At 50.2% G+C, this 816-nt stretch carries 1 protein-coding gene; it reads right to left on the bottom strand.

All coding sequences use genetic code 11. The annotated features are described in order from the left end of the window. A partial coding sequence (locus I8J31_RS20465) for an Ig-like domain-containing protein (protein WP_199470441.1) occupies positions 1-816 on the bottom strand: 816 nt, incomplete at both ends.

Genomic DNA, 816 nt, shown 5'->3' with positions numbered 1-816 from the left:
CTCTGCTGCGTTATAAACGCCATCATCGCCGGTGCTTTCGAAGGAAATAGCTGGTGTTGCTAAACTAGTGTCTACGGTATAAGTAGAAGTTGTCGTACTCCTTACAGTATTGCCCGCTGCATCTCCTGACACTACATCTACTTTCAGTGTCGTATCCATAGCTAAGTCACTACCTGCAACCTCAACAGACCAATTACCGTCGCTATCGACTACAGTTACATATTGCGTTTCATTAACCATCAAAATAACAACGTCATGGGCTGCAATGTCACCACCGGCTGCGGTACCTGTCACTGCAATCGTTTGACCACTTTCTGTGCTATTGATCACATCATCTTCAGTGATGCTATCAACCGTTACCGTACCCGCATCCGCTGAGGTATCCGATCCTGCCACTGTTTCACTGGCTTGCGTCGAGACGTTACCCGCCGCATCCGTGATTTGTGCTGTAACGGTACCTTCTGGTGCCACTTCAATCGTCACAACACCCGCTGTCATTTCTTCAGCAGACACACTGTAGGTCGCGCCGTTAATGGTTAAGGTGTCTGTGTCAACATTGAAGTCATCTGGCAAGCTGATGGTCGCGGTTACCGTGCCATCTTCGCCAAGTTCTTCTGCGTTGTAGATGCCATCTGCGCCTGCGCTTTGCAAGCTGATGCTTGGTGCACCCACGCTGGTGTCTGTTGTACTAATAGACGTGCTCGTCGCTTCAACCACGTTACCCGCCGCATCCGACAAGCTCGCTGCCACGCTATCACCAGGGGTGACTTCGATCGCAACGCCGTTTTCAATTTGTTCTGCGGTTAAGGTAACAAC

Source organism: Marinomonas transparens, assembly GCF_016463975.1.
GTDB lineage: Bacteria > Pseudomonadota > Gammaproteobacteria > Pseudomonadales > Marinomonadaceae > Marinomonas > Marinomonas transparens.
This window is presented reverse-complemented; position numbering and strand designations above follow the sequence as displayed.